Annotated in this window: 21 protein-coding genes, 1 tRNA gene and 1 pseudogene; 8 read left to right on the forward strand and 15 right to left on the reverse strand. The window is 69.7% G+C overall.

Annotated features, from left to right (window positions below):
• The first annotated feature begins 92 nt into the window (after window positions 1-92).
• Window positions 93-1,751, forward strand: a complete 1,659-nt coding sequence (locus BA062_RS30920) for an IS4 family transposase (protein WP_425452904.1) — start codon at window positions 93-95, stop codon at window positions 1,749-1,751.
• 34 nt (window positions 1,752-1,785) lie between these two features.
• Here BA062_RS30920 and BA062_RS30925 read toward each other — a convergent pair.
• Window positions 1,786-2,445 (reverse strand): annotated as a pseudogene (locus BA062_RS30925) (IS256 family transposase); the annotation flags it as partial.
• A gap of 121 nt (window positions 2,446-2,566) precedes the next feature.
• Here BA062_RS30925 and BA062_RS30930 point away from each other — a divergent pair.
• Together BA062_RS30930 and BA062_RS30935 are read left to right on the forward strand one after the other, a co-directional pair.
• Window positions 2,567-2,746 (forward strand): helix-turn-helix domain-containing protein, encoded by a 180-nt coding sequence (locus BA062_RS30930; RefSeq protein ID WP_110342666.1) that lies wholly within the window; start codon window positions 2,567-2,569, stop codon window positions 2,744-2,746.
• Between the two features lie 11 nt (window positions 2,747-2,757).
• Complete coding sequence (locus BA062_RS30935) at window positions 2,758-3,252, forward strand: hypothetical protein (RefSeq protein ID WP_146240105.1); 495 nt, start codon at window positions 2,758-2,760, stop codon at window positions 3,250-3,252.
• A 202-nt stretch (window positions 3,253-3,454) separates the two neighbouring features.
• Here the strand turns inward: BA062_RS30935 and BA062_RS30940 are convergent.
• Window positions 3,455-4,626 (reverse strand): IS3 family transposase gene (locus BA062_RS30940; protein ID WP_370588921.1). Its coding sequence is split into 2 segments (ribosomal slippage): window positions 3,455-4,338 and window positions 4,338-4,626, totalling 1,173 coding nucleotides; the frame shifts between segments, so codons are not numbered across the junction.
• Between the two features lie 72 nt (window positions 4,627-4,698).
• Between BA062_RS30940 and BA062_RS30950 the strand changes: the two genes are divergently transcribed.
• Complete coding sequence (locus BA062_RS30950) at window positions 4,699-5,241, forward strand: site-specific integrase (protein ID WP_110342670.1); 543 nt, start codon at window positions 4,699-4,701, stop codon at window positions 5,239-5,241.
• 78 nt (window positions 5,242-5,319) lie between these two features.
• Here BA062_RS30950 and BA062_RS30955 read toward each other — a convergent pair.
• Window positions 5,320-5,392, reverse strand: a tRNA-Asn gene (locus BA062_RS30955).
• 160 nt (window positions 5,393-5,552) lie between these two features.
• On the opposite strand from BA062_RS30955, the gene BA062_RS30960 reads away from it, so the two are divergent.
• Window positions 5,553-5,804, forward strand: coding sequence for a hypothetical protein (locus tag BA062_RS30960; protein WP_110342671.1), 252 nt, complete (start codon window positions 5,553-5,555; stop codon window positions 5,802-5,804).
• A gap of 34 nt (window positions 5,805-5,838) precedes the next feature.
• Here the strand turns inward: BA062_RS30960 and BA062_RS30965 are convergent, their stop codons facing one another.
• Genes BA062_RS30965 through dnaG form a run of 3 tightly spaced genes read right to left on the reverse strand, consistent with a single transcriptional unit; the run spans window position 5,839 to window position 9,090 of the window.
• Window positions 5,839-6,603 (reverse strand): trans-aconitate 2-methyltransferase, encoded by a 765-nt coding sequence (locus BA062_RS30965; RefSeq protein WP_110342672.1) that lies wholly within the window; start codon window positions 6,601-6,603, stop codon window positions 5,839-5,841.
• A gap of 25 nt (window positions 6,604-6,628) precedes the next feature.
• Entirely contained in the window at window positions 6,629-7,150 is a 522-nt protein-coding gene (locus tag BA062_RS30970; protein ID WP_110342673.1) for a hypothetical protein, read from the reverse strand.
• The gene (gene dnaG, locus BA062_RS30975; RefSeq protein WP_110342674.1) at window positions 7,150-9,090 is read right to left on the reverse strand and encodes a DNA primase; all 1,941 of its coding nucleotides are present in this window, start codon (window positions 9,088-9,090) and stop codon (window positions 7,150-7,152) included. Before dnaG ends, BA062_RS30970 begins: the two co-directional genes overlap by 1 nt.
• Window positions 9,091-9,099: 9 nt before the next feature.
• On the opposite strand from dnaG, the gene BA062_RS30980 reads away from it, so the two are divergent.
• A complete protein-coding gene (locus tag BA062_RS30980) occupies window positions 9,100-10,026 on the forward strand; it encodes a sigma-70 family RNA polymerase sigma factor (RefSeq protein WP_110342675.1) in 927 nt (308 codons plus the stop codon).
• Window positions 10,027-10,038: 12 nt separating this feature from the next.
• On the opposite strand, the gene BA062_RS30985 is transcribed toward BA062_RS30980, so the two are convergent.
• The 9 genes from BA062_RS30985 to BA062_RS31025 all read right to left on the reverse strand — a co-directional run bounded on the left by BA062_RS30985 (window position 10,039) and on the right by BA062_RS31025 (window position 20,469).
• Window positions 10,039-11,316: a serine/threonine protein kinase gene (locus BA062_RS30985; protein ID WP_110342676.1), complete on the reverse strand. Its 1,278-nt coding sequence runs from the start codon at window positions 11,314-11,316 to the stop codon at window positions 10,039-10,041.
• 473 nt (window positions 11,317-11,789) lie between these two features.
• The gene (locus tag BA062_RS30990) at window positions 11,790-12,371 is read right to left on the reverse strand and encodes a carboxymuconolactone decarboxylase family protein (protein ID WP_110342677.1); all 582 of its coding nucleotides are present in this window, start codon (window positions 12,369-12,371) and stop codon (window positions 11,790-11,792) included.
• Window positions 12,372-12,420: 49 nt separating this feature from the next.
• On the reverse strand, window positions 12,421-14,190 hold the full coding sequence (locus tag BA062_RS30995) for a glycosyl transferase (protein WP_110342890.1): 1,770 nt from the start codon (window positions 14,188-14,190) through the stop codon (window positions 12,421-12,423).
• A 14-nt stretch (window positions 14,191-14,204) separates the two neighbouring features.
• A complete protein-coding gene (locus BA062_RS31000) occupies window positions 14,205-15,317 on the reverse strand; it encodes a serpin family protein (RefSeq protein ID WP_110342678.1) in 1,113 nt (370 codons plus the stop codon).
• A 28-nt stretch (window positions 15,318-15,345) separates the two neighbouring features.
• Window positions 15,346-16,623, reverse strand: coding sequence for a deoxyguanosinetriphosphate triphosphohydrolase (locus BA062_RS31005; protein ID WP_110342679.1), 1,278 nt, complete (start codon window positions 16,621-16,623; stop codon window positions 15,346-15,348).
• Window positions 16,624-16,641: 18 nt separating this feature from the next.
• Entirely contained in the window at window positions 16,642-17,283 is a 642-nt protein-coding gene (locus BA062_RS31010) for a YdcF family protein (protein ID WP_110342680.1), read from the reverse strand.
• 7 nt (window positions 17,284-17,290) lie between these two features.
• Window positions 17,291-18,679: a glycine--tRNA ligase gene (locus tag BA062_RS31015; protein ID WP_110342681.1), complete on the reverse strand. Its 1,389-nt coding sequence runs from the start codon at window positions 18,677-18,679 to the stop codon at window positions 17,291-17,293.
• A gap of 90 nt (window positions 18,680-18,769) precedes the next feature.
• A complete protein-coding gene (locus tag BA062_RS31020) occupies window positions 18,770-19,429 on the reverse strand; it encodes a class F sortase (RefSeq protein WP_110342682.1) in 660 nt (219 codons plus the stop codon).
• 2 nt (window positions 19,430-19,431) lie between these two features.
• The gene (locus tag BA062_RS31025) at window positions 19,432-20,469 is read right to left on the reverse strand and encodes a hypothetical protein (protein WP_110342683.1); all 1,038 of its coding nucleotides are present in this window, start codon (window positions 20,467-20,469) and stop codon (window positions 19,432-19,434) included.
• A 196-nt stretch (window positions 20,470-20,665) separates the two neighbouring features.
• On the opposite strand from BA062_RS31025, the gene BA062_RS31030 reads away from it, so the two are divergent.
• Together BA062_RS31030 and BA062_RS31035 are read left to right on the forward strand one after the other, a co-directional pair.
• Window positions 20,666-21,061: an ArsR/SmtB family transcription factor gene (locus BA062_RS31030; protein WP_110342684.1), complete on the forward strand. Its 396-nt coding sequence runs from the start codon at window positions 20,666-20,668 to the stop codon at window positions 21,059-21,061.
• Complete coding sequence (locus BA062_RS31035; protein WP_210407049.1) at window positions 21,058-21,489, forward strand: Fur family transcriptional regulator; 432 nt, start codon at window positions 21,058-21,060, stop codon at window positions 21,487-21,489. Before BA062_RS31030 ends, BA062_RS31035 begins: the two co-directional genes overlap by 4 nt.
• The last annotated feature ends 94 nt before the right edge of the window (window positions 21,490-21,583 follow it).

The raw sequence follows: 21,583 nt of genomic DNA on the forward strand, positions 1-21,583 counted from the left end.
TCGGGCGGGGCCTGTCAAGTGCTCCGCAGGTGTGTTGCGCGGCGAGGTGATCGAGGCTTCTGGTAAGGCAGGGATCGACCAAGATCATCCTGCTGCGAGAGGTCCCGTTGCGCGATCAGTGTGCCCTTTCTTCGTCCCGGCTCACCGGGGAGGATGCCCGATTCCGGATGGCGCCGGGGCATCTGGGCGAGTTGACTCGTTACCTCCCCGTGGAGCTCGTCGACGCCGTGTTGGCCGAAACCCGAACCGTGGAGCGGAGACTGCGGTGCCTGCCGTCTCGGGTCGGGGTGTACTTCGTCTTGGCGCTCACGCTGTTCCCGTCGTTGGGGTACTCGCGGGTGTGGGACAAGCTGACCGCCGGGCTGCGGAGTTATGTCCGCCTCTGCCCGAGTGAGAAGGCTCTTCGTGACCTCCGTCGGCGGCTCGGGCCCGCGCCGTTCAAGGCCTTGTTCGAGATCGTGGCTGGTCCTCTGGCGCAACCGACCACGGCAGGGGTGTGCTACCGGCGCTGGCGGACCGTCGCCTTCGATGGCTGCAGCGCGGTGAAGGTCCCCGACTGCGAGCGCAACCGCGCCTGGCTGGGGAGGATCCAGGCGCGGCTGGGTTGGGCGGGCTATCCCATGCTTCGGCTGATGACATTGTGCGAGACAGGGACGCGCGGCGTGCTCGGCGCCGCGTTCGGACCGATCAGCCAGTACGAAACCGGGTATGCACGCCAGTTGCTGCCGCTATTGGACGCGACCATGCTCGTACTAGCCGACAGAGGCTTCGACGCCGACGACTTCCTCGCCGACACCGCCGCGACTGGCGCCCAGCTCCTTATCCGTGTGACCGCCCGACGCCGGCCGGCGATCCTTGCCGCACTACCCGATGGTTCCTACCTGACCCGGTTGGGCCGCTTGAAGCTCCGCGTCATCGACGCGGAGATCACGATGACTGCGAGCAGCGGTGAACGGGTTGTGGAGCACTACCGGATCGCCACCACGCTGCTGGACTGCCGTCGTGACCCCGCCGAGACGCTGGTGCGGCTCTACCACGAACGGTGGGAGGTCGAGTCCGCCTTCTACGCCCTGCGGCACACCCTGCTGCGCGGAACCGTACTGCGGTCACACGATCCCATCGGTCTCGAGCAAGAACTGTGGGCCCAGCTCACCGTCTACCAGCTCCTACGCACGGCCATGGTCGACGCGGTGGAGTCCCGGCCAGGCTCCGATCCCGACCGCGCCAGCTTCACCATCGCTCTGGAGGCCGCGCGAGATCAGCTAACCCTTGCCGCGCCGGCACAAGACGCCGCGCGCGACGCACTGATCGGTGTCGTCGGCACCGCGATCCTGGCCGGTCTGTTGCCTCCTCGACGTCGCCGCACCAGCGCCCGAGCGGTCAAGGCAGGTCGCACCCGCTATCCCGTCAAACCGGATGAGCGTCGTCCCCGCCGCAGTCGCCCGATCACGAGCCTGGTCCTCATAGTCCGGCCCGCTCCTACCAGCCCACCGTCGACCAGATCAGACGACCCCGTAGATCGCCGCAAGGCTGTCCGCGGGACCAGGCCGATGGGCGCAGGGCACCGCAACCGCGTCTTCCACCTGATGTCCCGTCAGCCGGACCGTGTCTGGCGCCCGATCGAAGTCGCCGCGCACCTGGACGTCCCGAACATCGCGACGCAGATGAACCAATGGGCCACCGAAGGCGTGCTCCGCAAAGTCGGCTACGGCAAATACACCCTGGCCGACGAATGGAAAACAGCCCATTGACAGGCCCCGTCCCGGCTTAACTTCGTGGCCTTGCTCGGACGCCGCGGTTTTTCAGGTCGACCAGGACGCTCATCCAGAACTTCGCGCCCTCGCCGCCGGTACCGGCCCACAGCCCCAGGACGTCCCTGCGGCCGTCGACGGTGACCCCGATGGCCGCGTAGAAGGGCCGGTTCGCGACCTGGCCGTCACGAACCTTGACCACGATGGCGTCCACGAACACCGCCGCGTACACCGACTCCAAGGGCCGTGAGGCCCAGTCCTGCATCTCGGCGATCACCTTGTCGGTGATCCGGGAGATCGTTTCTTTGCTCACCGAGGCCCCGTAGATTTCCGAGAAATGAGCCGAGATCTCCCCAGTTGTCATGCCCTTCGCGTACAGCGACAGCACGACCTCGTCCACGTCCCGCAGGCGACGCTGGCGCTTCTTGACGATCGTTGGCTCGAATGTGGATTCCCGGTCACGTGGAACGTCGATCTCGACCTCGCCGACAGCATCCGAAACCACGGTCTTCTTCCGCGTTCCGTTCCGAATATTTGTGGACTCCCGATCCGAATCGACACGGTTCTTCTCGTGTCCGAGGTGGTCGGTCATCTCCTCGTTCAGCGCTGTTTCCAGCACGTTCTTCGTGAAGAGTTTCAACAGCCCGTCCGGGCCGGTCAGCTCCAGCCCACGGTGCCGCGCCTCGGCCACCATCGCCGCCGCAGCGGCCTGCTCCGGCGACAACCCGGATTCCGACTTCCTGATCTCCTTCTCTGCGCCCACGGCGTCAGATGCCATCACTCACAGTGCCCATCCCGCCGGACCTCAGCCCGGCGTGTCGGGCCAGAAACACCGTTCACGACACAGTCCCTACCTCGGCGTGCCGGTCAAGACGCTGTACGACTGGCGCACCAAAGGCTACGGCCCCGAGGGCAAACGAGTCGGCAAGTACGTGCCATACAAGCCAGACGACGTGATCGCCTGGTTCGAATCGCTGGACGATCACGCAGCTTGACAGGAGCGAAGATGGCACGACCACCAACGCCGGTCGGCACCTACGGGGTGATCCGGACGAAGCGGATCGCCACGAAGACGTGGGAGGCCACGGCCCGGTTCCGTATGGCTGATGGCCGGTTGAAGCGGGTCGGCCGAACGGGCCCGAGCAAGGCAGCCGCCGAGTCACGGTTGAAGGAGGCCATGGCCGAGCTGTCCGCCGAGGTACGCAGCGACGAGCTGTCCGGCGACACGCGCATGGCGAAAGTGGCCGACCTGTGGGTCAAGGAGTTGTTGCGGGAAGAGGCATTGGGCGATCGCTCGCCCAACACGGTGCGCCTGTACCGGGGGCAGCTGCGCAACTGGGTACTCCCCCACCTCCGCGAACTGCAAGCACGTGAGGTCACCGTATCGACCTGCGACCGGCTAGTGAAGAAGGTGCACGACGCGACCAGCTATGACAACGCGAAGAGCGTCCGTGCCGTGCTCACGGGTCTGTGGCCTATGCTGTGCGTCATGGGGCGATGACCGTCAACCCGGCGCGGTCCATCGGTCGGCTGGCTCGGGGAGAGCAAAAGGAGGTCGCAGCGCTCGACCTGGCACAGCGGTCGGATCTCCTCACCAGGCTGGAGACGCTGGCGCAGAAGAAGCAGACCGACAGCAGGGGACGAAGGCTCGGCGTTCGAGTTCATGAGCTTGGCCCTGTTCGTCGGACACATCGGGTGTGGGGTCAGTGGTGTTGGTCTGACTCCGTGTGCAGGGCTTCAAACGTGACGGGGCTGTGCATTCCGATGCGGGAGTGTCTCCGTTTCGGGTTATACCAGAATTCTATCCATTCGAAGATTGCGTTGGCAAGTTCCTCGCGGGTTTTCCACTGTTTAGCGTCGAGGAGTTCGAGTTGCAGGGTGCCCCAGAAGGATTCCATCATGGAATTGTCGTAGCAGTCTCCGACGGTGCCCATCGAGGCGAGCAGGCCGGCGGCCCGGAGTCGCTGGCCGAACGCCCAGGAGGTGTATTGCGCGCCGTGGTCGGAATGTAGGATTGTTGTCCCGGTTTCGGGGTTTCGGCGCAGGATGGCCATGCCGAGGGCGTCGGTGACCAGTTCGGAGCGCATGTGGTCGGCGATCGACCAGCCGATGATGAGGCGGGAATAGGAGTCCATCACCGCGGCGCAGTACACCTTCCCGTCGCCGGTGGGGTGCTCGGTGATGTCGGTGATCCACAGGCGGTTGGGCTCCTCGACGGCGAAGTTGCGATTGACCAGGTCGGTGGCTGGATCTGCGGCGGGGTCGCGCACGGTGCAGCCACGCCGGCGGCGCCGGTAGAGGCCCTGGATGCCGGCCTGTCGCATGAGTCGTGCGACCCGTTTGTGGTTGACCGGCAGGCCCAGCCCGAGCGTGAGTTCGGCGTGCACCCGCGGCCAACCGTAGGTGCCGCGGGACTCGGCGTGAATCTGGCGGATGTGCTTGAGTAACAATTCGTTCTCCTCGTCACGGGCCGAGGGCGGCCGGGTGGACCACTCGTAATAGCCGGAACGGGAAACCTTCAACACCCGGCAGGCCACCGCGACGTCAATACCGTCGTCGGCCAACTCACGGACCAGCGGGTAGATTACTTTGGGAGTATGTTTTCCCGGGCGAAATAGGCCGCTGCTCGTTTAAGGATCTCGTTTTCCAGCTCGAGCTGCCGGTTCTTTTTACGCAGCTCGGCCAGTTCCTTCTTCTCCGCACTGGTCAGCCGCGCCGAGTCACCGTCCTCATCGGCGTCCGCCTGGGCCATCCAGTTCCGCAGACACGACTCGCTGATGCCCAGGTCCTTGGCCAGCGCGGCGACCGGTTTGTCGCCCAGACGAGCCAACTCGACGGCACGCTGACGAAACTCAGGCGGGTGTGGTGCAGGCACCGCAACATCCTCCCTGGTGACCGACGGTCACCTCAGGTCAGGTGTCCGGGCCACGGGGCCAAGCTCATTCACGTGTGGCTCGATCTGCCGGACATCGTGCGCACCATGCTCGCAACCGGCGTGCGGCTCGGTGAGCTGCTAGCGCTGGCTGGCGATGACGTGGACCCCGCTCAGCGGCTCGTGCACGTGGATCACCACATCGTGCGAGTGAAGGGTGTCGGTCTCGTGCGGGTCGCCAAGCGCAAGGGCAAGCGGGCAGGCCTGACGTTGCAGGTTCCGGAGTGGTCGGTACCGATGCTGCGGCGGCGCAAGCTCGCCTCGGGCGGCGGCCCACTGTTCCCCTCGGCGAACGGCGAGTGGCTGGACCCGAGCAATGTGATTCACCGCATTCAGGAAGCGTTCGCGGCCGTCGGGTACGGCTGGGTCACCTCCCACGTGTTCCGCAAGACGGTGGCGACCGTGCTCGACGAGGCGGGCCTGCCGCTGAGCGCGATCGCGGACCAGCTCGGCAACACGCAGAACGTGGCGGACAAGCGCTACCGTCGTCGGCGCGTCGCCAACAAGGCCTCGGCGGACGCGCTGGAAGGCATGTTCACACAGGAAGCCGGAGCCTGAAAATGGCGGGTTTCTGGCGGGTTGGCGGTTCCTGGCCCCGCAAAACAAAGAACCCCAGGCCGCTGACCTGGGGTGAAGCTCCCCCGGTTGGACTCGAACCAACAACCCTTCGGTTAACAGCCGAATGCTCTGCCAATTGAGCTACAGGGGATCGCTGTCGTCGGCTGGATCGCTCCGGCCAACGGGTTAACACTCTAGCCCATGCCCGATCACCGCCTCGCACCACCCCCGCACCACGCGCCACGAGCGTTCCGCGCCCGGCTGCGGGACAATGAACCACCAGGTCGACAGCGACGAGGAGGCATCGAGAGATGAAGACGTTCCTGCTTGGCGCAGCCGTGGGGTACGTCCTGGGCGCCCGTGCCGGGCGTGCGCGATACGAACAGATCGTGCGGACCTACCGCAAGATCGCCGACCACCCCGCCGTGCAGGGCGCCGCGGGCGTCGCCAGGGCGAAGGTCGGCGAGAAGGTCGGCGACAAGCTGCCCTTCGGCCAGCGGTCGCACACCCCACAGGGCACGAACGGGCAGTACACGACGGAGCCCAACGCCAGCCAGGCCTGATCGGTGGGGGCGCCGGTCCGCCCGGCGCCCCCAGCTAGGGCACGCGCGCGACAGCGAACACGCGACGGAACGGGAACCACGTCGTGCCATCCGCGCGCGGCGGGTACGCCTCGTCCAGCAACGTCGCCAGCTGCGCCCGGAACGCCTCCCAGTCCGCATCCGGCAACGCCGCCCTCACCGGCCGCAGCGCGGTCCCGCTGATCCACTCCAGTACCGCGTTCTCGCCGGTCAGCCGCTGGTTGTAGGTGGTCTCCCACGCGTCGACCGCACAGCCGAGATCGGCGAAGAGGTCCGCGTACTGCCTCGGGGTGTCCACGGCGTCGTCCTCGCGCAGCACCACGCCCTCCAGCCGCTCGGCCCACTCGGGGCTCGCCGCGAGCCGCCTGGTGAGCGTGTGGGACGGGGCGTTCATGTTGCCGGGGACCTGCATCGCCAGCCACGCGCCCGGTGGCAGCTCCGCGACCCACCGCCGCAGCAGTTCCCGGTGCCCGGGCACCCAGTGCAGCACGGCGTTGGTCACGACCACGTCCGTGTCGGGCGCAGGCGTCCACTCCGTCACGTCGCCCTCGCGCGCCGCCACGCCGGCCTCACGCGCGGCGGCGACCATCTCCGGCGAGCTGTCGATCGCCTCCACCACCGCGGCGGGCCAGCGCCGCGCGAGCGTCGCCGTCAGGTTGCCGGGGCCGCAGCCCAGGTCGACCACCCTGCGCGGGGCCTCCGCCTCCACGCGCGCCACCAGCTCGAAGAACGGCCGCGCGCGCAGGTCGCCGTAGTCGAGGTACTTCGCCGGATCCCACATATCGCCTCCCAGTACGAGCGTACTGTTATGGCGCTCCACCCGCGAGCTTCGCGGCGGCCTCCTCCGCCATGCTCGCCAGTACGTCGGTGTCGGCACCCCGATCGGGCCGCACCTGGAGCACGGAGGTGTCGGTTCCGGGCACCTTGCGCACCACGAACCAGGCTCCACCACCGTCGAGCTCCTTGCGGTAACGCTGGCGGATGGAACCCTCCACGCGCTGACGCACGAGCTGCGGGATCTTGCCCGGCTTCGGCAGCACGTGCCGCACCGGCTCGCGGTCGGCCAGCAGCACGGCCCCGCCCGCGGTGCGCGCCTCGGTGGCCTCGGTCACCGTCAGCGCGTCGCCCTTCCACACGGCCTTGCTGATCAGGTGCCAGCCGATACGGCGCACGCCGGTGCCCTCCGGCAGCCACAGCCCAAGCGCCGTCACGGCCACGTGCCCGCCCGTACCGCTGGGCGCGACCGCGAGCACGTGCTCGTCCTCGGCGAGCGCCTCCCGCAGCGCCTCCGGCAACGGCTCGCCGAACAGGCGGCTGAGCAGCCCCATCAGTCGAGCCCGCCCACGGCCTGCTCGCGCAGCGCCTTCCGGTACTGCTCGAGCGCCACCAGGTCACCGAACAACGCGCGGTAGTCGTCCGCGGCGTCCACCGGCGAGAGCCGCTGCAACTTGGACTTCAGCTCCCCGATCTGCCTGCCCACGAGGTTCTCCTGCACGGCGGCCAGCATCACCGACACGTACCGCATGTCGGCCTCGCCCTTGGCCTGCATCGGCTCCACCGCGAGCTCGGAGAGCAGGGAGCCGATCGTCCCTTGTGGAGCGTGCTGCGCGGCGGCGTCGATCAGCGCGGGACCGGTGAGCCCGGACGCCGTGCCGCCCGCGGCCAGCACGGCGCGGTGCACGGCCACGTACGCCGGGTGGGTGAAGGCGTCCTCGGGCAGGCTGTCGTAGGCCGGCCCGGCCAGCGCCGGCTCCTGCAACGCCGCCTTGAGCACCTCACGCTGGGCGCGCAGCACGGGGTCCCGGGGGTCGGGCCGCTCCACGTCGTTGGCGCCGGCCTCCGGCGCCGAGCCGTTGCGGGCGGCCGGCCTGCGGCCATTGAGCTTCACCGGCACGCCGCTGCTCTCCCGCACGCGGCGCACGACCATGGCCTCGTCCTGCCAGCCGACCCACCACGCGAGCTTCGTGGCGTAACCGTCCCGCTTGGCGCGGTCCTTGATCTGCGCGACCAGCGGAACGGTCCGTTGCAGCGCCGACACCTGGCCGTCCACGGAGTCGAGGTCGTACTCGGCGAGCAGGCTGCGGATCGCGAACTCGAACAGGGGAATCCGGCGCGCCACCAGGTCGCGCACGGCCGCGTCGCCCTTGGCCAGCCGCAGCTCGCACGGGTCCATACCATCGGGAGCCACCGCGATGTAGGTCTGGCCGGCGAAGGTCTGGTCGCCCTCGAACGCCTTCAGCGCCGCCTTCTGCCCCGCCTCGTCGCCGTCGAAGGTGAAGATCACCTCGCCGCGGAAGGCGTCGTCGTCCATCATCAGCTGCCGCAGCACCCGCATGTGGTCCTCGCCGAACGCGGTGCCCGACGACGCCACGGCGGTGGGCACGCCCGCCTCGTGCATGGCCATCACGTCGGTGTAGCCCTCGACCACCACGACCTGGTGCCGCCTGGCGATCTCCCGCTTGGCGAGGTCGAGCCCGAACAGCACCTGCGACTTCTTGTAGATCGGGCTCTCGCTGGTGTTGAGGTACTTGGCCTGGATCGGGTCGTCGTCGAAGATACGCCGCGCGCCGAAGCCGACGATGTCGCCGCCGCGGTCCTTGATCGGCCACACGAGCCTGCGGTGGAACCGGTCGATCGGGCCCTGCCTGCCCTCCTTCGAGATCTGCGCCTTGTAGAGCTCGGCCAGCTCGAAACCGTTGTTCAGCAGGTGCTTGGTGAGCCGGTCCCAGCCGCCCGGCGCGAACCCGCAGCCGAACCTCGCCGCGGCGGCCTGGTCGAATCCGCGCTCGGTGAGGAACTCCCTCGCCGCCTGCGCCTCGGGGGTGGCCAGCTGCTCGGCGTAGTACGCCTGCGCGGCCTTGTGCACCTCCACCAGCCGCAGCCGCGTCCCGCGGTCGCGCTTGACGCTGCCCCCGCCGCCCTCGTACGTCAGCCGCAGGCCGATGCGGTCGGCGAGCCGCTCGACCGACTCGACGAAGCCGAGATGCTCGATCTGCATGATGAACTTGATGACGTCGCCGCCCTCGCCACAGCCGAAGCAGTGGAACGTGCCGTGCGTGGGGCGCACGTTGAACGACGGCGTCTTCTCCTCGTGGAAGGGGCAGAGGCCCTTCAGCGCGCCGCCGCCCGCGCGGCGCAGCGCGACGTACTCGCCGACGACGTCGTCGATCCGACTGCGCTCGCGCACCTGCGCGATGTCGCTCTCCCGGATCCTTCCCGCCACGGGACCCACTCTAGTGTCCTCCGCGGCACGGAGGTCTTCGGCCATACTCGGCCTATGACCGCCACCGGGAACGCACTCGCCGAGGAGTTCTCCGCGCACCGCTCCCACCTGATCGCGGTGGCCTACCGGCTCACCGGCTCGCTCGCCGACTCCGAGGACGCCGTGCAGGAGGCGTGGCTGCGGCTCAGCGCGCTGCCGCAGGAGAAACGGGACGAGATCCACGAGCTGCGCGCGTGGCTCACGACGGTCGTGGGGCGCATCTGCCTCGACCGGCTGCGCTCGGCCACCGCGCGCAGGGAGCAGTACGTCGGCGAGTGGCTGCCCGAGCCGATCGTCACCCCGCTGGGTGCCCCGCCCAGCGAGGACCCGCTGGATGCCGTGGTGCGCGACGACGGCGTGCGCATGGCCGCGATGGTGGTGCTCGACAAGCTCAGGCCCGAGCAGCGCGTCGCGTTCGTGCTGCACGACGCCTTCTCGGTGCCGTTCTCCGAGATCGCGGACATCCTCGGAGTCTCGTCCGACACGGCCCGGCAGTACGCCTCGCGCGGACGGCGGGCGCTGGCCGACGCCGACCCGCCGTCCCGCGAGAGCCTCGACGAGCAGCGGGAGATCCTCGAACGCTTCCTGACCGCCGTGCTGAGCGGCGACGTGCACGCCGTGGCCGAGATACTGCACCCCGACGTGGTGCTCATCGGGGACTCCAACGGCAAGGCCAGGACCACCCGCCGGATCATGGTCGGCGCCGAGAAGATCATGCGCTTCTTCGAGGGCCTCCTGCGCACGTACAAGCCCGGCGCGTTCGACACGGCGCGCCCGGTGCTGGTCAACGGCGACCTCGGGGTGTACGTCCCGCCCGCGCCGGGCGAGGGCTATCGCGACCTCGACGCGCACGTGCAGACCTTCTCGATCCGCGACGGCAAGGTCGTCACGATCTACGACCAGGCCAACCCGGACAAGATCGCCCGCGCCGTGGGCCGGTGAGCGGCTCGTGAGCTAGGTCACGAGCCGCTTGATCGTGGGCGAAAAGCTCCCCTCGCGGATTCTGTCGGAGACCATGTCGATCTGCTGTCTCGTCGCGGGAATCATGATCGGCGTACCCTTCACCATGCACCGCTGAGCCAGTTCGATGAAGATGTCCGTGACCGCGACGCGGTTGTACCGATGGGCGAGTTCGAGCAGTTCTTGCAGGCACACCTCCCGCAGCTCGAGGTCGGGAGAACATACGAACACGCGCCGCGCCAGCACCGCGACGGAATCGGCGTACTCCGGCGAGATCGGTACCTGGTCGACCCACCGGAAGTAGGCACGGACGATCTCGTTGAGGTCGGGCCCGTGTGTGAGCGCCAGCGCCCGAAGCGTCGGCCCGACCAGCCGGGGAAGCGTGGTCAGATAGAGCTCGAGATCAGCGGAGTAACGCCGAAGCGTTGTGGCGATCGTGGCCGCCGCCGACAATTCACCGGCGAGGAGTTCGGTCTGGGCGCGCTGGACGACGTCCACGGCGGCCGAAGCCCCTGGTTGCGGCCGCGCCGCACGACCGGCGTGCACGAGCGTGACCTCGGCCAGCAACTCGCCGGCGTCGCGATAACGCCGGGACGGCTGTCCCTGCGTGCTCTTCTCGACGATCCGCCGGAATGGCCACGGCACTCTGTCCAGCTCGACAACCGGCAGAGGTACTTCTTTGGTCAGGATCGTGAAGAGAATCGTGCCCAGACTGTAGATGTCCGACGCCTCGCTTACTGCGTTCGGCTTCTCACGCCGCTCGGGCGCGGAGTACCCATAATCCATCGCACCGGGCTCCCCAGCCGCACACTGAGGCGAGATCGCCCGCCACAGCCCGACATCCGATAACGCCCACCTGCCTCGGTACCGAAGCGCGTTCGCGGGTTTGAGATCTCCGTGTACCAAACCCCGAGAATGGAGGAACGCGACCCCTCGGACGAGCTCGGCGAAAATGGCGGCCGCCTTGTCGAGCGTGTCCGCCGCACCGGAACAGACATAGGCACCGAGAGAGTAGTCGGCCATGGGCATGAGGTAGTACGGCGGATCCGCTCCGAAGTCGATCCCGTAGACGGGCAGTACGTAAGGACTCGTCAGTCCACGTTGAATAGCTATTTCGCGCTCGAAACGCCTTCGCTCGTCCGCGCGCAGCGGCCTCCCGATCGAATCGCGAAATTCCTTGATGAGCACCGACTCCACATCGTTCCCAGATTTTGCCAGATAGATGATCGAATTATTGGTGATTGCGTGTATCCTGCCCCTCGGAATGAACATCACGGTTCCTCAGCGGTTTTCGACCCCGACGATCTGCCATTACGAAAACGTCAACTGACCTCAAGGAGGCTTTTCCGCGCGGATCACGACGCGGGCAGCCGCAGCCGGCACGATTCCCCATCGGTGCCGCTCGCCGGCATTCGGCCGAGCGCCACGGGGCAGGCCAACGAGACCGTTGCCCAGCAGTGTGGGGATCCGCGCAGCACATGACCTGCCTCCTCGCTGAGACCTGTCCACCGTGCAGTCGCCCGCTGCGCATGCCCTGTTACGGTACGAATTGCGGCGAGTCCGAATCGTGACACCGGTTTCTGGAACGCAACCGTCGCGCCTGACCGCAGTGACACGAGGGGCCCCGGCGCGCGACAGCCCGCGCCGGGGCCCCGGTACGGAGCACCGGATACGCCCCCGGCCGGCACCGGCCGTCATCCGGCAAGCGGCCCGGATCCGGCTACATCGTGGCGGGGTGAGTCCGGTCAGGAGGGCTGATCGGCGGGCACCGGGACCCGGCAGGCGTCGCCGGAGGTGAAGCCCTGGTCGGTGATGTCGAGGGCGCTGTTGATCCTGGCCCGCATGTTCTCGAGCCCGATCTGGTAGGTGAGCTCGACGACGCCCTTGCGGCCGAACTCGCGCTCCAGCTCCGCGACCTGCTCGTCGGTGACGCTCACCGGGCTGTCGGTCATCGCGTCGGCGTAGGCGAGCGCGAGCCGCTCCTGGTGGGTGAACCTCGGTGACGTCGCGTAGTTGTCGATGTCCTTGAGGCGGTCGATGTCGAGGCCCTCGTGCTTCTGCAGCATCGTGCCGAAGTCGACGCACCACGAGCAGCCGAGCCGCACGGCCGTGCGGTAGACGGCCAGCTCACGCACGGTGACGGGAAGTGACCGCGACGCCTTCTCCGCCAGCATCTCGTGTGTCGCGTACGTCCACAGCAGCGGGCGATGGTGGGCGCAGACGGTCATCGGCTCGGGCACGGCACCGTAGCGCTTGCGGGCGAACCGGTAGCTCAGGCGGACGAGCAGGCCTGCGTCCCTGGTGGGCACTCCGGAAATGCGGGGCATCGGTCTCCTCCTGTGGTGACTGACGGGGTCACCAGCTGGACGAGACAGCTCAGCCGGGTGTGACAGCACGGACGTCCCACACCCACATGCCGCCGACCGGCCGGGCGTTCTGGTCCAGCAGCCGGTCGACCGTGGTGCGCAGGGCGTCGGCCTGGTCGGCCCTCATGGGCAGCACCACGACGTCGGCCTTCCAGTACCGCAGATCCGCCGCCGCCTGCCGCCTGCCCGCCGGGGAGATGGCCGGCGCCACGCCCGTGTCGGCGACCTGTTCGAGCAGCTCCGACACCGGGCGCCGCACGGCGCCGTAGGTGCCGCGGCCGTCGGTCGACGGGCCGACGAAGTAGCCCTCGGCGAGCGGGAAGCCGAACCCGGCCTCCACCTGCCAGTGCAGGGCCTCGGCGTCGCCGGTGTCGGGCAGTGGCACCACGACCACCGACCCGCCGGGTTCCACGTACTGGCGCCAGGTGTCGTCGGCGAAGAACTGCGGCACCGGGTCGCGCTCGTGCACGCGCAGCTCGGTGGGGGCGATCGGCACGAGCGCGAACGCGAGGGCGCCGAACCAGCCGATGCGCGCGGCGTAGCCCCAGTCGCGTGCCAGGTCGAGCCGCAGCACCCGCTCGGTGGCCAGCGCCAGCAGGATCCCCGCGGGCACCACGGCGCCCAGCGCGAACCGGGACTCCAGCACCGACTCGTACAGCGGCAGGTCGAACATCAGCATCCAGGGACCGGGGATCGACGTGGCCTCGCCGTTCACGACGAGCAGCACGCCCATCGAGATCCACGCGAGCGCGAACATCGCGACCGCCAGCGCCCTGGCCGCCGCCACCCGCCACAGCGCGATGGTCACCGCGGTGAGCAGCAGCACCAGCGGCCAGCCGAAGAAGGCGTTCTCCTCGGTGCGGTTGAGCGAGAACTCCTTGGCGACCTCCGGGTCGCCGACCACCGACTCGGTGGAGAACGCCGTGAACGCCGCCGCGTCGTTGCCGAGCAGACCGTGCTCGATGCTGCCGTAGCTCTGCGGGCCCGCGAACTGCCACCACAGCGGGAACGCCACGAGCGCGAACGTCACTCCCGCGCCGACGAGGATCCCGGTGCCCAGCGGCCTCGCCATCGCGAGAGCCTCCTCGGGCCGCGACAGCGCGTAGACGATCGCGAACACCGCCATCGTGGTGGCCGCGATCAGCAGCGGCTCCTCGCCGAGGAACACCTGGTAGGTCACGAGGAGCCCGAGCAGCACGCCATTGCGTACGGGCCGCTGGCCGCGCGCGAGCTTGAGCAGCCGCAGCACGATGAACGGCAGCAGGAACAGCGCGACGAAGTTCGGGTGCGCGTTGGCGTGGGAGATGATCGACGGGGCGAACGCGCAGAACGCCGCGCCGATCGCCGCACCGGCACGGGTGTCGACGACGTGCCGGGAGAGCACCCAGTACCAGGCGCCTGCCGTCGCGGCGAGGCCGCCGGTGAGGGTCAGCACCCACGTGGTGGTGGGCCCGAACAGCACGGTCACGGGCGTGAGCGGGATACCGACGCCGAGCATGGCCGTGTTGGCCATGAGGTTCACGCCCAGCGGATAGTTCTGAAAGTCCGAGAAGAGCGGGTTCTCCAGGTGCAGCACGGAGCGGGCCGTGACCGCGAAGAACCACTCCCACATGTTCTGGTCCTGCACGCTGCTGCTGAGGTACCCGCTGCCCAGGTTCATCCACAGTGGACGGTAGATGAGGAAGGCGGCGAGCACGTAGGCCGCCAGCACCGCGAGGTCGGCGACCCGGCCCCGGTGCGGCCACCGGACGCGCGGGACCTCGGCGGCCGGCGACCGCATGTCGGCGGCCGCCGTCACGGCTCGACGACCCGGGCCAGGAAGTAGACGGCCCCGGTGCCGCTGTGCCGGACGAGGAGCAGGAACGGACGGTCGACGGTGACCGTCACGGGCTCGCCGACCGGCATGGAGACCATCCGCATCGTCACCGCGGTGGCGGCGGCGCCCTCCAGCCCGCCCTCGTCGAGGCGCAGCACGGCCTGGTGCAGCACGTCGGACACGAGCAGCCTCGGATCGTCGGTGAGCCCGCTGAAGTCGGCCTCCGGCGTGAACATCGTGTGCACGCCGAGCGAGTGCAGCGCCGGCTTGAGCCTGGTGCGCACGTCCAGCGACACCCGCGGCAGCGACAGGTTCACCATGCCCCCGCGCCGGGCGGCCAGTAGCTCGGCGAGCAGGTTCTCGTCCATCGTGGACTCCCGCTCGGCGAGGTCGCCGTCGGGCAGCAGCACCACGGCCTCCACGCCGCCGACCGCGGGCAGCGACACCAGGCGCCAGCCCGCGTGCTCGGCGTAGCCGAGGCGCTCGGACTGCCGCATCGTCGGCACCCGGCGGGTGCCGGAGGGCGCGTGGAAGTCCGCGTCGGCGGTCTCCGCCTCCCGGAAGGGGTAGGTCCAGGCCACGCGCAGGTACAGGGCGTTGACCAGCGTCGCGACGGTGTCCTCCCCGACCGTGCCCGGCGGCAGCAGCTCGGGGATCAGCTCGCGAGTCGCCTTCGCGACGTCGCCGTTGATCGCGGCGCGGGCGGCCTCGGGGTCCTCGACGAACGGCGCGCCCGCGACCCCGCCCGACGGCCAGGTGGCCAGCTCGGTGAGGAAGTCACGCCTGAGCGGCAGCCCGTCCCACGCCCACAGCGTGTTGGCCACCTCCAGCACGGGCTCCTCCTGGCCCGCCCGAGGTGTCAGCTCCGCGGCCTCGCGCAGCATCCGGGCGTGCTCCTCGGCGCCCTCGGCCGACCCGGCGAGCAGCGCGGCGGTCTCCTCGGCGGCGGGTCCGCGGGCGGCGCTGGTCACCAGGCCGAGCGCACTCGCCGCGGAGTACGGCGAGAAGCAGGCGTCACCGGCTCCGGCCGCGGCGCGGTGCACCGCGAGCGCGAAGCGGAGATGTGCGCGTTCCCTGCCGGAGACGGACATTCCCCGACGTTACCGCGTTTACTGTGCGCTAACTGTGCCGCCCCGTGTGCCACGCGTGCCAGGCATGGGCCTGTGCGTCGGTGAGCGAGGCGAGCTGGTCGATCACCACGCGCAGCTTCGCCGCGTCGTCCCCGGCCGCCTCCCACGCGGGCAGGAAGATCGGGTCGAGCGACTCGGGCGCACGCCTGGCCACCACGTCGACCAGCTCCGCGAGCAGCTGCCGCTGGCCCTCCTGCATGGCCAGCCTGCGCCGGTCGCTCATCACGTAGCGCAACGCGAGCGCCTTCAGCAGGGCCACCTCGGCGCCGACCTGCTCGGGCACGGCCAGCCGCGCCTCGTAACGGCGCAGCGGTCCGTCGCCGTGAGCATCGCGGGTTCCGGTGACGGCGGCCGAGGCGAAACGGCCCACCAGCTCGCTGGTGAGCCGTTTGAGCGCGACCTGCGCCGACAGCGACGAGTCGTAGCCGTTGGTCGCGAGAGCGGCCACCACCGGCAGGTTCAGCAGCTCCTTCGCAGCACGTTCCACAGTGGACACCGGGCTGCTCGTGAAGTGCCGCGCCGCGAGCTCCGCGACGGCGGTGCGCTCCTCGGCGTCGGCGAGCACGCTCAGTGAGATACGGCCCGCGAGCACCCCGTCCTCGACGTCGTGCACCGAGTACGCCACGTCGTCGGCCCAGTCCATGATCTGCGCCTCGAGGCACGTGCTCCGGCCAGGCGTGCCGTCGCGCATCCAGCGGAAGACGTCGAGGTCGTCGTCGTACACCCCGAACTTCGCCGTGCCCTCCTCGCGCGGCCACGGGTACTTCGTGGCCGCGTCGAGGCACGCGCGCGTGAGGTTGAGGCCCGCGGTCTCGTCGCCGTCGCCGAGCACCTTCGGTTCGAGCCGGGTGAGGATGCGCAGCGTCTGCGCGTTGCCCTCGAAGCCCCCGCACGCCCGCGCCGCCTCGTCGAGCGCCTGCTCGCCGTTGTGGCCGAACGGCGGGTGCCCGATGTCGTGGGCGAGGCCCGCGGTGTCGACGAGGTCGGGGTCCGCGCCCAGTTCGGCGGCGATGCCCCTGCCGATCTGGGCGACCTCCAGCGAGTGGGTCAGCCGCGTGCGCGGGACACCGCTCACCTCGGCACCCTCGCCCGGCCCGACGACCTGCGTCTTCCCGGCGAGCCTGCGCAGTGCGGCCGAGTGCAGCACCCTGGCCCGGTCGCGCGCGAACGGGCTGCGCCCGTCGCCACGGGCGCCGGGCAGCGCGGCCCGTTTCGGGGGCTCGGCGTGCCTGCGCTCGCGGTCGTGCTCGCTGTAGACGGCGTTCATCGAACGCCACTGTATGCGCTACCGCAGGCCGGTGCCGCCGATGTTGTCGGCCGGGTTCTTCGACAGCCGGTAGTACAGCAGCGCCCCGGTCTCGCGGAAGATGTAGCGCGCCTGCGTCTCGCGGGTCTGCACGATCGGCCCGGTGTGGGTCGGCGACGTGAACGCCTCCAGCCCCACGTCCTCGGCCATCGTGCCCGCACGCAGGGAGTGCCACGGGTCGCTCACGATCACCGCGGTGCTCCAGCCCCTCGCGTGGATCGCGCCGGCCACGGCCCGCAGCGAGCGCAGCGTGTCGCTGCCCTCCCCCACCGCGATCGTGCTCGCGCTCGGCACGCCGTTCTCCACGAGCCAGTTCGCCCCGGCCTCAGCCTCGGTGTAGGCGTCGCCCTCGCGGTTGCCGCCGGAAGTGACGATGTGCCCGGCGACGCCCTCGTCGTACAGGTCCTTGGCGTGGGACAACCTGGCCTCGAAGATCTTCGACGGCACGCCGTTGTACTGCGCCGCACCGAGGACGACGATCGCATCGACGCGCGGCCGCTCGTCGGCACGGGCCACGTACCAGACCCGGAACGCGGTACCGCCGAGCACGAGCAGCGCGACGAGCACGACCCCGAAGACCGCCCTCCGGATCCAGCTCACCGCGGGAGCGTGGGAGGTCATGGGTGCCTCAGCAGCCGAGGAGCCGCGCGGCCAGGTAGGACTCCAGCTTGTCGATCGCGATGCGCTCCTGCGCCATCGAGTCCCGCTCGCGGACCGTGACGGCCTGGTCCTCCAGCGAGTCGAAGTCGACCGTCACGCAGAACGGCGTGCCGATCTCCTCCTGGCGGCGGTAGCGCTTGCCGATCGACTGGGCGTCGTCGAAGTCGACGTTCCAGTGCTTGCGCAGCATCGCGGCGATGTCGCGGGCCTTCGGCGTGAGGTCGGCGTTGCGCGACAGCGGCAGCACCGCGACCTTGAACGGCGCGAGCCTCGGGTCGAGCTTGAGCACGGTCCGCTTGTCCACACCGCCCTTGGCGTTGGGCACCTCGTCCTCGGTGTAGGCGTCGAGCAGGAACGCCATCATCGGCCTGCCCACACCCGCCGCGGGCTCGATGACGAACGGTCGGTACCGCTGTCCGGACGCCTGGTCGAAATAGGACAGATCCACGCCGGAGTGGTTGGAGTGCGTGGTGAGGTCGAAGTCGGTGCGGTTGGCGATGCCCTCCAGCTCACCCCACTCCTGGCCGGCCGAGAACTGGAAGCGGTACTCGATGTCCACCGTGCGCTTGGCGTAGTGGGAGAGCTTTTCCTTGGGGTGCTCGTAGGTCCGCAGGTTCTCCCGCGCGATGCCGAGGTCGGCGTACCAGTCCATGCGCAGGTCGATCCAGTACTGGTGCCACTTCTCGTCCTCGCCGGGCTCGACGAAGAACTCCATCTCCATCTGCTCGAACTCGCGCGTGCGGAAGATGAAGTTGCCCGGTGTGATCTCGTTGCGGAACGACTTGCCGATCTGGCCGATGCCGAACGGCGGCTTCTTCCGCGAGGTGGTCTGCACGTTCAGGAAGTTCACGAAGATGCCCTGCGCGGTCTCCGGGCGCAGGTAGTGCAGGCCCTCCTCCGACTCCACCGGGCCGAGGAAGGTCTTGAGCATCATGTTGAACTCACGCGGCTCGGTGTACTGGCCGCGGTTGCCGCAGTTGGGGCACGGCACCTCGGAGAGGTCGTCCTCGTTCACCGGCGTGCCCGTGCGCTCGGCGTACTCCTCGGCCAGCTGGTCCGACCGGAACCGGCGGTGGCACGACAGACATTCGACGAGGGGGTCGTGGAAGGCGTTGACGTGACCCGAGGCCACCCACACCTGGCGCGGCAGGATCACCGAGGAGTCCAGGCCGACGACGTCGTCCCGGTTCTGCACCATGGTCTTCCACCACTGGCGCTTGATGTTCTCCTTGAGCTCCACACCGAGTGGTCCGTAGTCCCACGCCGACCGGGTACCGCCGTAGATCTCCCCGGAGGGGAAGACGAAGCCACGACGCTTGCACAGATTGACGACGGTCTCGATGGTGTTGGCGGGCACTCAACGCTCCGGGGCATGCGGAATCGGCTATGACAGTGAGCTACCAGCGTAGCCCGCGTGTCGCACCGCACGTCCCCGGGGATGGGCCGTTCACGGACGGGTGACGAGCTCCGCGATGACGATCCGGTTGTCCTCGTAACCGTCGGTGCCGCCCACGTAGTCGCCACCGCACGTGACCAGCACGAGCCGGTGCGGACCGTCCTGCGCGAACAGCCGTTGCGCGTGCGCGGGCAGGTCGTTCTTGTGCAGCGTCAGCACCTCGGTGACGCGGTAGCCCCACCGGCCGCCGCCCGGGTCGACGACGGTCACGTCCTGCCCCGCGTGCGAGCGCCACAGCTGCTCGAACGGCCCCGTCCGGCCCGCCCAGTTGACGTGCCCGGACAGCAGGGCGACCCCGCGCTCGGCGCCGAGCTCCGCGCCCCACCACGTCGCCTCCTCAAGCCCGTCCGGGATCGGGAGCGTGCCGTCGGAGGTCACCTCACGGCGCACGAGCGTCGCCGTACTGCCCTCGGGCAGCCGCACCGTCCCGGGCGGCTGCGACACCGGCGTGTGGCGCACGGGCACCGCCTCGGGCCGCAGTGCCGTGCTCGACGCCGTCGTCGTGCTCGACGGCGGCGGGCTGTGCGTGGTGGTGACCGGGGGCGGTGCGGCGGCCGGCTCGCCACCGTTGGTCAGCACGAGCGTGCCGGCCACGACGGCCGCGACGGCGAGCAGCCCGAGGGCCGCCGCGGCGAGGCCGTGTCGCGGCACGGCTACTCCTCCCCCTCGAGGGCGGTGGCCTGCCTGCGGCTCCTGGCCAGCAACAGCGCGGCGACGCCGAGCACGACCCCGCCGCCGACGAGTGCCCAGCCGAACGGCTCGCCAGCACCCGTGTCCGCCTGTGCCCCGGCGGGGATCTTCACCGGCACCACGGGGTCGGCGCGGTCCTCACCGGGGTCGGACGTCACCGGCGTGAAGCCGTCCGGCAGCGAGCAGCTGACGCCGCCGAGCACGAAGCGGGTGGTCACGTCGCGCAGGTCGGCGCCCTCGGCGTCGCGCACGTGCGTGACGATCTCCAGCTGCCAGCCCGCGGCGGTGGTGACCGGGCCGGAGCGCCACTGGTCCTGGCGCACGAGCTGGTCGAACGACGTCACCCTGCTGATCGTGACGTCGGAGACCGTCTGCGCCGGATCGGCTCCCTCGACCTCGGTCGGCGGGCCGAAGGGCAGGTTCTCGATCCGCAGCGGCTCGTCGCCCGCGGGCGCCGCCCGCTCCTCGCCGAGCACCCACAGGCGGCCGGTGGTGGTCTCGGCGGTGAGCGCGTCCGGTGCGGCGCACTCGACGGTGCTCCTGGCGCGCTCGAACGCCACGACGGTGGTGTCGGAGGCGAGGTCGCGCAGGGCGTAGTCGGCCTCGGCCGTGGCGGTGGGCACGGTGGTGTCCTCGAGCGTCGCCGTGACCTCGTGGTCCCCGCCGGTGACGCCGCCGGGGAACGGGCTCTCACCGCCGGTGACCGTGCCGAAGCGCAGCAAGTAGTGCGGGCCGACGGCCTCGCGTTCGCCGTCGGATCCGGGCAGCGCCGAACGGCTCTGCGCGAGCCGGGACGTGCCAGGCAGCAGCGGCGAGCGCTGCGTCTCGCTGATCACCGACCCGCCGTCCTCGCCGATCCGCACGGCGGCGACGTTGGCGAACGCGACCGGTCCCGTGTCCTCGTCGACGGCGCGATCCTGCGCCTGCGCCACGACGGGTGCGACCGCGAACGCGGCCACCACGGCACCACCGACGGCCAGCTTGGTGACGAAACGACTCATGCTTCCCCTCAGCCAGGTCAACGCGACTGCGATTCACCTTTGCCCACGAACCCGGTCGAATCGGGCAGACCGGCACCCAGCTCACTCGATCGGAGTAGAGCGGACGTGCCGATCACGAGGCCCAGATCACCATCGCCAGCGCATTAGGATGGTATGCATCCGCTGGCCACCCGTGACGACCAAGGCTGGAGATCACATGTCGACGGTGAGTTCGAACGCGGCTCCCTCGGGGCTTCCCGGCGGCGCCGAGTCGCACGAACACTCGCCGTCGCGGGAGAACCGGCCCGCCCCGCCGCCGCTGCCCGCGGCGACGCTCGCCGACGCCGGTGAGCTGCTGCGCGCGCTCGCGGCACCGGTGCGGATCGCGATCGTGCTGCAGCTGCGTGCCGCCGACCGCTGTGTGCACGAGCTGGTCGACGCGCTCGACGTCGCCCAGCCGCTGATCAGCCAGCACCTGCGGGTGCTCAAGGCCGCCGGTGTGGTACATGGTGAACGACGTGGCCGGGAGGTCGTCTATCGCCTGGTGGACGATCACCTGGCGCATATCGTGGTCGACGCCGTCGCCCACGTGCAGGAGGAGGGTCAGGCATGAGCTCACCGGCGACTCGCGGCCGCGCGCCGATGCCAGGGCGGAGGGCGACGAAGCAGCGTGCCGCGGTGGTCGAGCTGCTGGCCGAGGTCGACGACTTCCGGTCGGCGCAGGAGCTCTACGACGAGCTGCGCAAGCGCGGCGAGGGCATCGGGCTGACCACGGTGTACCGCACGCTCCAGTCCCTGTCGGAGGCCGACGAGATCGACGTGCTGCGCACCGACTCCGGCGAGGCGCTGTACCGCCGCTGCTCGGAGCACCACCACCATCACCTCGTGTGCCGCCGCTGCGGGTTCACCGTCGAGGTCGAGGGCCCCGCCGTCGAGCGGTGGGCCGAGAAGATCGCCGCGGGCAACGGCTTCTCCGACATCAGCCACACCATCGAGATCGTCGGCACCTGTTCCACCTGCGCCCAGCGCAACGGCGCCTGACCCGACCGCAGCCGCAGTGAAGGCCACCATGCCTGCGTTGAACGCAGTGAAGGTGGCCTTCACTGCTGACTCGACTGGCCCCCAAGGCCACCTT

Origin of the sequence: Prauserella flavalba (genome assembly GCF_003202235.1) — a bacterium.
GTDB lineage: Bacteria > Actinomycetota > Actinomycetes > Mycobacteriales > Pseudonocardiaceae > Prauserella_A > Prauserella_A flavalba.